General features: G+C 56.9%; 7 protein-coding genes. All 7 read right to left on the bottom strand.

Features of this window, described 5'->3' with window-relative positions:
* Positions 1-1,992, bottom strand: a 1,992-nt coding sequence (locus VAE48_RS01620; protein WP_322791562.1) for an AAA family ATPase, incomplete at its 3' end; no start/stop codon positions are given.
* Positions 1,993-3,363, bottom strand: a complete 1,371-nt coding sequence (locus VAE48_RS01615) for a hypothetical protein (protein WP_322791561.1) — start codon at positions 3,361-3,363, stop codon at positions 1,993-1,995.
* Between the two features lie 76 nt (positions 3,364-3,439).
* The gene (locus VAE48_RS01610) at positions 3,440-4,078 is read right to left on the bottom strand and encodes a 4Fe-4S single cluster domain-containing protein (RefSeq protein ID WP_322791560.1); all 639 of its coding nucleotides are present in this window, start codon (positions 4,076-4,078) and stop codon (positions 3,440-3,442) included.
* The gene (locus VAE48_RS01605) at positions 4,068-4,784 is read right to left on the bottom strand and encodes a hypothetical protein (protein WP_322791559.1); all 717 of its coding nucleotides are present in this window, start codon (positions 4,782-4,784) and stop codon (positions 4,068-4,070) included. Before VAE48_RS01605 ends, VAE48_RS01610 begins: the two co-directional genes overlap by 11 nt.
* Positions 4,781-5,689 (bottom strand): hypothetical protein, encoded by a 909-nt coding sequence (locus VAE48_RS01600; RefSeq protein WP_322791558.1) that lies wholly within the window; start codon positions 5,687-5,689, stop codon positions 4,781-4,783. The genes VAE48_RS01605 and VAE48_RS01600 overlap by 4 nt, the downstream gene beginning before the upstream one ends.
* 8 nt (positions 5,690-5,697) lie before the next feature.
* The gene (locus VAE48_RS01595) at positions 5,698-7,269 is read right to left on the bottom strand and encodes an Hsp70 family protein (RefSeq protein WP_322791557.1); all 1,572 of its coding nucleotides are present in this window, start codon (positions 7,267-7,269) and stop codon (positions 5,698-5,700) included.
* Positions 7,270-7,488: 219 nt separating this feature from the next.
* A partial coding sequence (locus VAE48_RS01590) for a WD40 repeat domain-containing protein (protein WP_322791556.1) occupies positions 7,489-9,329 on the bottom strand: 1,841 nt, incomplete at its 5' end.

The following is a 9,329-nucleotide window of genomic DNA, read 5'->3' as shown; positions in this document are numbered from 1 at the left end:
CTCGGCAACCAGATCGCCGCGCGAGACCTCGACCACATGCCCCTTGCGCAGCAGCCCCAACTCCTTGAAAATTTTGCCCATCAAGCGCGCCACCGAGGTTTTGCCGGTGCCGGGGTTGCCCGTGAAGACCATGTGCAGGGAACGCGGCTGGTTACTTTTGACGGCGGTGGGGCGATTCTGCTCCCAACGCAAACGGGACACCTGACGGCGCACAAAGGTTTTGACCTCTTGCAAACCGACCATCTCATTCAGTTCATTCAAAAGAAGATCCATGCCCGGCAGCGGAGGAGGGAGATAGACGCGATAATCATCCGGAATGTCCTCTATGCTGAAAGGTTCATTGACGGGCAAGCGGTTTTGCAGTTTGCGCACGGCGCGGCGTTTTTCCAGGCCCTGCAGCAGTTTTTCAATCTCTCCGGCATTGCCGAATTTCTCGTCTCGGGGAATGTTTTGCACAATCCGCACAAGTTGTTCGTTCAGTTCGGGCGTACAGGATAAACCGAGCTTTTCAATTTTGCTTTGCAGAATGGCCATCAATTCTTCATTCGTGTAGTCGGGGAATGGGATGACTTTTTCAAATCGGCGTTGAAGGCCGGGGTTGGCATCGAGAAACTGCTGCATTCGCTGCGGGTATCCGGCGACAATCACACAAAGACGTTTGCGGTCATTTTCCATCCGCGCCATCAGGGTTTCCAGTGCTTCCTGCCCAAACCCGCCGCGCTCTTTATCTGCCATCTGGTAGGCTTCATCAATGAACAAAACCCCGTCCAGGGCAAGGTCAACCTGAGCGTTGGTTTTGATGGCGGTATCGCCGACCACGTTGCCGATCAGGTCGGAGGGCTTTGCCTCGATCAGATGGCCGCGCCGCAGCAGCCCCATATCGCGGTATATTTCGCCCATCAGGCGCGCTACAGTGGTCTTACCGGTGCCGGGGTTGCCGCTGAAAACCAAATGCAAGCGCAATGGTTCACCGCTGCCAAAGCCCTGCGCTTCACGCTGTTCTTTATCTTTCAACAAAGCAATCAGTTCTGTAATGTTTTCCTTAACCGGTTGTAATCCGACCAATTCGTTGAGACGCGTCAAGGCATCGCGTTCATCATCCGGCATTGAGGTAAGCCAGCCCATTTTTCTGCACACGGCACGATTGAGTGCGCCGCTGTTTTTTAGCCGGTTGAGCCATGTTTTTGCCTCCAGGTTCTCGGCGGTCATCCAGAGTTCCAGTTTCCTGCGTTCGCGCCAGTTGACCGCCACGCCGTACTTCAAGCGGCAGAAGTCAACCAGCCGATGAATTTCCTGTTCTTCCGGACCGCCAATAAAGGCGATGTTGTACTGGCGGTTGGAACCCCGTTTGGTTTGCAGGTTGGCAAATAAGTCCGGTAGATATTCAAACCGCTGTGCGGTTTCACACAGGTCCTGGTAGGTGGGCGTTGAAAATATTAGGATGCAGATATTCGGGTTGCTTGCCGGCAACCTGATCCAGCTGCTGAATTTCCCCGCCAACAGGCGCAGGTCGTTGAAAAAGCGGAAAGTGGTTTCGGCCTGCGAAAAGACCAGCGCGGTTTTGTGATCATTTTTGCGGATGAAGGTATCCATCAGCGACAATGCCATCACATCGCTGAGCGCCGGCGCGCTGCGGAAGGCCTCCGCGCCAAGTTCGGGAGATTTCGGGCGCGCTGCCAGATTCAGATCGCCCAGCGGGCCTTTACACCGCTTGAGGGGTGGTGCGGCGGCATGGTGAGCAAGAGCGCCTTTGGTTTTGGGCAGAGAAACTTCTTTCGATTTTTGATCCAGAAAATAAATGGACTGATTGGTGTTGAAGAAGACAATTCTCTCAAATCCCTTTTCGTGCAGCAATTGCCACAGGGCGGTTTCAATGTCCCATTCGAGGTAATCCTGGCTGATAAATGAGTCCTGGGTACCCGGCCCGTAGAGCATGATCAGCCGATCGCCCTGATTGAAGTCAAGAGGATATTGCAGTCGTTCGATTGCCATTCAACCTCTCGATTTGGTAACGGCCTGTTTTCTCACTCTTTCCAGGTCTCGAAGGCGCGGGTCGGCGCGTTGATCGGTAACTGCTGGCTGCGATGCCTGCAAACCCTGCTCCTGCAGCGATTCGGAAATGGCTTTGGCGCGTTGCAGCAGCTCATGCTCAGTGCGAACGTCCTGATCAAACGAGTGGATCTGCAGATGGTTGGCGGCGGCATTTTCATCGTCCGGCGAAATGGAAATCACAACCTCACTGCCGTCGAAAGCCTTGACTTTGGCAACATAGCCCAATCGTTGGTCTTCTTCCTCATATGCGCTGTCGTCATAGACATACCCCTGGCTTTCGAGCGCCTGAATCACCAATTCGGCAATGCTGGCGCGCAGTTGAGAAGCAATCACCGCCGTTCGTGCCTCTGCAATGATCTGCTCCAGTTCCTCTCTCAGTTTCGGAGCTGCTGTTTCAGCAATCTCCCGCAGTTCTTCAATGGAGAGCGGTTGCTCGTCATTCTCAATACGGCCGATAATCTTCTTGAGTTTAGTTTCAAAAGCGGTCAACTTGCCGCGCGTCCAGTGATCCACCTCCACCTCGAAGCCGGTCAGCGGTTTGCCTTCCATATCCAGCGCCGAACAAACCCGATTGCTTTGAGCAATGGCGAGTAGCTGGCGGGTGGCTTCGAGGGCAGCGGTGTGCCAGAGCAGCCACTCTTTTTCCAACCGTTCCAGTTTCATTTGCAGGTCGTTCAGGTCATTGTATGCGCGCTGGATGGTGGAGAGGGCGCTCTGCGGCATTCCTTGCAGGACGTTCTGCCGGGCAATCTGGATGTCCCGTTCAATTTTATCCAGTTCTCCCGGCGCAAACTGCTGGTGGCGGTAATTGTTTGCAATAAAACCTGCTTTCAGGGAAACATCATTCACCCACGAACGCGCCAGTTCGTCACGGCGGCGCTCGTCTGCGACAAGGGCATTGATGCGGTCAGAAATCTCCTGAACCTGACGTTCTCTTTCGCGGCGCTCCTGCTGAATTTGCGCAGTGAGGCGCTGATCCAGCTCACCGATGCGCTGGCGGAATTCGTGCCGGTTTTCCCTAAGCGAGTTTTGCAACTCACCTTGCCAGTGCTCGTTCATTCTGCGCAAACGCTGATTCACCTCACTTTCCATCTGGCGCATTTCCTCGCTCAGGTTGGCCAGGCTGGCTTCGTAACGGCTCTGCCGCCGTTCGTTGTTCTGCAGCTGGCCGGCAACTTCGTTGAGGATTGCCTCGGCAACGCTTTCCATGAATTGCGGCAGCGCCGATTGAATCGCTTGCAGCCGGCTTGAATCGGAAAGCAATCTTTGGAAGTACGTGCTGCTGATGGTGACCTCTTTTATCCCACTCATTTTTTACCTGCCTTTCTTCTTTTTTGTATAAAAATGACCCTGCAGTGATCCGGGTCGGGCTGCCCCCTATGGTCGTTCATTCGCTCATCGGTAAGGACGGGGAACGACTGCGCTGAACGGCGGATTGGAATCCCCTCAGTGCCGCTGCGGAAGGCACCCCGGTCAGGATGATCAGACCGTTCTCAATCCGGATTTCCACCCGTCTTGCGCAGTTTTCAAAATCAAAAAATTTCAGCCGATCGGTCAGGTGGTGAACCTGTTGATTGCGGCTGCCTTTCAGCCCTTTGTTATCGTTCCATTTCTCCACATAAACGCCGTCAATCAGAACATCGGTTTCTGCCAGCAGTTGCTTCACTCCCGGCAAAGAGGTACGGCGGAGCTGATCCAACCGGTAGCCGGTGTAGCAGATCAGGGTCAGGTCTCTTTTCCTGCGGGCGATGCGAATCAGCTGGGCAAGGCCGGCGGCCTGCAGCATCGGCTCGCCGCCGGAGAAGGTGAACCCCGTGACTTCGGGATGGCGCAGCATTTCCTCTGCCAGATGGTCGGCGCGCATCAGCCGTGCGGTTGCCAGCGGTTTCCACTGCGGCGCAATGCAGCCGGCGCAGTCGAAATGACAACCCTGCACCCAGACCGCAGCGCGCAGGCCCGGCCCAAGGGCGCGGGTAGTCGGATTGACGGCGGCGATGTTCAAAGTAATGATTTCTTCAGCCGTCATGCGCCTTTCCCCTTGTTTTCCGCTTGCGTTTTTTGGCCGCCTCGGATTGGGGTTGTTTGACATCGGCGGGCAGGGCGCTGCTGTCCGCGGCCGGCATGGAAGGGACGGTTTTCTTTAGCCAGAAGGCTTGCCATTCACCGCACTGCCGCGCCAGCTGATCCAGCGCAACGAGGTACTCTCCTGCCAGCGTTCCAATCCCATCGTGTTCGGCGATGGTTTGCGCGAGGGCAAGCGCTCGAGCCAGATATTGGGTCAGCTCGCCGAACCACTCCATCCAGCGCCGCCGCAGACGGTCTATCGCGTAGCCGTTTTCTGGCTTACAAAAATCTTCCAGCTGTTCCATCGAAAAGAATTGGGCGGCAACCGACAGGCTCAATTGCAGAAGAGAAGACACTGCCCGCACGGTCACATCCGGCTGCTGCGCCAATCCCTGCCCACCGATGCGCTCCAGGTGGGTCAATTCGCGCTGCATGACCGCAGCGGCGTTTTCGACCGGTTGAATGACGGATGCCAGCCGATTTTGCAGAGTCAGCATTTCGCGGTTGAAGGAGCTGACCGTTTCGGCGGTGCGCTGCGCCTGAGCGGCAATCGCTTCCATTTCCTGAACGGCCAATTCCGCCTGATCAATAAAGCGATAAAGCCCGTCTAATTGTTGGCGCAGTTCCTCGATGGATTTTTTCATGTCGGCAAGTTCAAGCACGGTCATCCTGATCCTCCGCCACTGTAGGGGATGGGGGTGATTCTTCTGGCCTCTTCGTTGGCTTCCATGGCCGTTTTGAGGAGAGTGTCGGCTTGTTGGAGCAGATGCTCGATGTGGTTGAGCAGCTGATTCAGCCCACCGGAAGCGGGCTGCCCAAGTGCTTCGGCAACGATGCGGTCGGCTTCCAGATAAAACTCCAGCACATCGCGGCGTTGCTGAAAATCATCCTCAACCGTTCGGTAACGCTCCTGCGCCGCCTGCAGTTCCCCGGCGATCCGCTTCAGATCCGCTTCGCGCTGTTGGATGAAGCGCATCATCTTGCGGTGCTTTTCATCCAGTGCAGCGCTTGTTTGTTCCGAAAGGATGAACAGCTTTTCCAGATAGCCGCCCAGTTTTGTTTCCCACTGCTCGGCTTCCCACGCTCCGGGCGGCAGGCGTTCTTCCAGCCGCTGCACCTGTTCTCTCAATTCGTCCGCGCTGCCGGCCAGCTTTTCTAACTTTTGCATCTGCTCAAGGCGCTGGCGGAGCTTTTCAAATTCGGCAGCTTGAGTCTGAAGGCTTTGCTCGGCTTCGATCAGCGGCTTGAGCTGTTTTTGCATTTGATTCATCTCTTGTGCCAGCTGTTTGAGGCGAATGTGCAATTCGCGCACCGATTCTTCCAAAGTCGGGCCGGGTTCGGCTTTGGCAATCAGACGGGGAAGCAGGGCGCTCAGGCCGTCGTTCAGATTCTTCAGCGCTTTGTTCAGATCGAGCAGGGCTTTCATCGCCTGAATGCGGTCGGGCGGCTCGGCCGGCAGCGAAGAAAGCAGCCAGTCGAAGGCCGCTTCCATCAGGCGGGCAGCCGTCATCCAGTCGGGCTGGCTGGAGTCGGTAATGATTTCGCCAATGAGCTGTCGTTGGTTGGGGGTCATTTTCTTTCCTACACAATCAATTGTGGGTTGACATTGCCGAGCAGGTATTCAAACCTGCGCTGATCGCTGGTTGCCTCAAATACCAGCTTGCCGAGATTGGAGCGGTCCACCGCCAGGCCGATGTGGTATTTGCCGGGCGGGGGGTAGTCCACCTCCGGAACGCTGAGCGAGAGCAGATTGCCGCTGCCGTGCAGCTGCATGAAGACCGGCAGCCGGCCGAATGCCGAGCTCTGAACATCAAGGATTAGCGGTTGGCCGTCCTCCTGAGCAAAGTAGGGTTGCAGGCTGCCGGCCGGCATCTCGCCGGGTTTTACGATGGGAATGAACTCCTCAGACAATTCCCCGTTGCGGATGCGGTGGGCAAAGATGCCGAGTGTGTGAGGATAGTACTCCACCGGGTCAATGATGCCGTTGGCAATCAAGGCCGCCCCGAGAGCAATCGCATAAAAGCGGTTTTCGCTGTTTAAGGTTCGGTCAAAGCGCACGTCCGTTTCCCCCTTAATTCCGAGACAATCGAGGATGGTCTGCTCGACGAGGGGAAACTGCCCAAAGCCGCCGACGATGGCGACGCGGTCAATTGTCCAGTTGTTGGCGGCGGCGTGCTGCTGAATGGCGGTGAGCACTTTTTCAATGCCCCGTTTCACCGGTTCAAAGGCCTGTAGAACCTGAGCAACGCTTAGTTTGTATTTTCCTCTGCGCCACGCATAGAGGGGCGCATCCTGAATTTCGGGAACATCCTTGAACTCGACGATCTGTTTGGATACTTCGTCGTGCTTTTCGATCTTCACCCGCTCAAATTCACGCACCAGTTCGATGAATTCGGTTTCGTCCAGTTCTTCCGGCTTCCCGCGCCCGGCCTGACGGCAGGCAATTTGAACGGCGGCGCGGTCAAAGGATACGCCGGCTTCTCCCACCCCATACTGCCCGTTGCCGTCAAAGGTGAGCACCTTGATGCTGCTCCCCTCCACCCGGCACAGGGCGACATCGAAGGTGCCGCCGCCAACATCGCAGACCAGCAGGTTGAACGGCCGTTTTGACCTGCGCTCCAGCTTTTGGTAACTGTATACGTAAAAGGCTGCGGCGCAGACCGGCTCGCTGCGCAGGTGATCCAGCGGCAGGCGCAGGTCTTCGGTCAGGATTTTCTTCAACGCCTCAGCGCCGGGGTTATCGGCGGTCTTCTGCCACAGTTCCGGTACGGATACGACCAGCCCGTCAATTTTTGGATTCTGTTTTTCAAAACTGTACTCGGCTTCGCGCAGCAGCTGTAAGAAGTAGTCGCGGGTTACTTCGGCGGGGCTTTTGCCATCCGGCCAGCCGTGCGCTTTCCAATCTTGCGGCTTTTTGAGGGGTAAAAGCATTTTGAAGGCTTCGTAGTAAACCACATCGTCTTCGTTGAGAAGCGCGAGGCGGGCGGCTTCACCGATGACGATTTTGCGGCCGCCGCGGGTGTAGGCAACGGTGGTGGGAACGAACTGCCTGCCGTTGGGCGGAGCGGGGTAGAGGAAGAGTTTTGGGCTGCCGTGTTCATCGAGGTAGGCGATTTTGGTGTAGGTTGTGCCAAAGTCAATTCCAACTTTCATGGTCATCCCCTGTGGATTGGATTAGAGCGGAAGTTTGCGGGCGGCTGCCGGCCTGCTGCAGTGGGCTTGATTATTATTATTATACCGTTGGTTGGGGTAATTTCTCTGTCCGGCGGTTTGATTTTTGCCGGCCGCCTGCCCCTGCCTGCCGAACGCTTTGGGGGAGACAGGAGGGGATGGTGAGGATGAACACGGGTGAGGTTTTGGGGCGCGGCCGGATCAGCGCACGCCCCACAGCAGTACGGTTTTATCTGCGGAGGCCGAGGCGAGCAGGCGGCCGTCCGGTGAGAATGTCACGCTGTGCACATCATCCGTGTGTCTATGCAGTGTGCGCAGGGGCTGCCCGTCCTCAGCGCGCCACAGCCGCACGGTGTTGTCATCGGAGGCTGAGGCCAGTAGATTTCCGTCCGGCGAGAACGCCACACTGTTTATCCCGGACGTGTGTCCCTCTAGTGTGCGCAGCAGCTGTCCGTCTTCGACGCGCCACAGCCTGACGGTTTCATCTGCGGAAGCCGATGCGAGCAGGTCGCCATTCGGCGAGAACGAAACGCTGTTTATCCCAGAGGTGTGTCCCTCCAGTGTGCGCAGCAGCCGGCCGTCGGCAACGCGCCACAGCCGCACAGTTTTATCATCGGAAGCCGATGCCAGCAGGCGGCCGTTCGGCGTGAACGCCACGCTATTGACTCCAGAGGTGTGTCCTTCCAGCGTGCGCAGCACTCGGCCGTTTGCGCCGCGCCACAGCCGCACGGTTTTGTCATGGGAGCCCGAGGCGAGCACCTTCCCGTCCGGCGAGAACGAAACGCTGTTTACCCCAGAGGTGTGTCCCTCCAATGTGCGCAGCAGCTGCCCGTCTTCGGCGCGCCATAACCTCACGGTGTTATCTTCTATCTTTAAACTATCTTCCATTATAGCCTGTATTATCTTTGTTGCTATTTGAAGTACGCCTGAAGCCGAGGCGATCAGTCTCCCGTCCGGAGAAAAGGCAACGCTGTTCACATGACTAAAAAGTCTCATTGGTCCTACGAGCGTATCCAGCAGCCGGCCGTCGGCGGTTCGCCACAGCCGCATGGTTTTATCCCAGGAAGCCGAGGCAAGGAGTTTTCCGTCTGGCGAGAACGCCACGCTGCGTACCCGATCCTTGTGTCCATCAAACGTGCGCAGCAGTCGGCCGTCTTCAGCGCGCCACAGCCGCACAGTTTTATCATCGGAAGCCGATGCCAGCAGACTGCCGTTCGGCGAGAAGGCCACGCTATTGACTCCAGAGGAGTGTCCCTCCAGCGTGCGCAGCAGCTGCCCGTCTGCGGCGTGCCATAGCCGCACGGTGTTATCACCGGACGCCGAGGCGAGCAGCTTCCCATTCGGCGAGAATACCACGTTGTTTACTCCAGAGGAGTGTCCCTCCAGCGTGCGCAGCAGCTGACCGTCTGCGGCGTGCCACAGCCGCACGGTGTTATCACCGGATGCCGAGGCAAGCAGCTTCCCATCCGGCGAGAACGTCACTCTATTTACCGATTCAGTGTGTCCCTCCAATGAGTGCAACAGCCGGCCATCGGCAGCGTGCCACAGCCGCACGGTTTTATCCCTTGAGGCCGAAGCAATCAGGCGTCCGTCTGGTGAGAACGCCACTTTATTCACAGACTCAGTATGTCCCTCCAGTGAGTGCAATAGTCGGCCGTCGGCAGCGTGCCATAACTGAACGATATATTTTTGATTAGATGATTCATTGGAATATGACACGAGCATTTGACCATCCGGCGAGAACATAACGCCATATGTTAATAGTCCGGTTTGGTATCTCACCTGTGTCCGTTGGGCGGGATCGTATATAAAAATCCATTTGTCAGAAACAATCGCCAGCCGGCTGCCGTCCGGCGAGAAGGCTGCTTCGTGGATATCACCCATCCCCAACCAGCGCACCACCGCCAGGCGCTCCACATTCTGCGGCGAAATGGGGGTTTTTGAATGGAAGGCGGCGTGCTGTTCCATTTTGCGCCGGTAGGCCTCCCGCGCTTCCGCCAGCCGGCGCTGAAAGGCCTGCATCTCTTCGGCGGTCAGCCGGC

Source organism: Bellilinea sp. (assembly GCF_034432615.1).
GTDB lineage: Bacteria > Chloroflexota > Anaerolineae > Anaerolineales > Anaerolineaceae > Bellilinea.
The sequence above is the reverse complement of the archived record's forward strand: the minus strand, read 5'-3'. Positions and strand labels throughout refer to the sequence as shown.

What these genes read in the sequence shown, in the direction of transcription:
- VAE48_RS01615 (WP_322791561.1), bottom strand. Translation starts at nt 3,363, where the DNA reads ATGAGTGGGATAAAAGAGGTCACCATCAGCAGCACGTACTTCCAAAGA.
- VAE48_RS01600 (WP_322791558.1), bottom strand. Translation starts at nt 5,689, where the DNA reads ATGACCCCCAACCAACGACAGCTCATTGGCGAAATCATTACCGACTCC.
- VAE48_RS01595 (WP_322791557.1), bottom strand. Translation starts at nt 7,269, where the DNA reads ATGAAAGTTGGAATTGACTTTGGCACAACCTACACCAAAATCGCCTAC.
- VAE48_RS01610 (WP_322791560.1), bottom strand. Translation starts at nt 4,078, where the DNA reads ATGACGGCTGAAGAAATCATTACTTTGAACATCGCCGCCGTCAATCCG.
- VAE48_RS01605 (WP_322791559.1), bottom strand. Translation starts at nt 4,784, where the DNA reads ATGACCGTGCTTGAACTTGCCGACATGAAAAAATCCATCGAGGAACTG.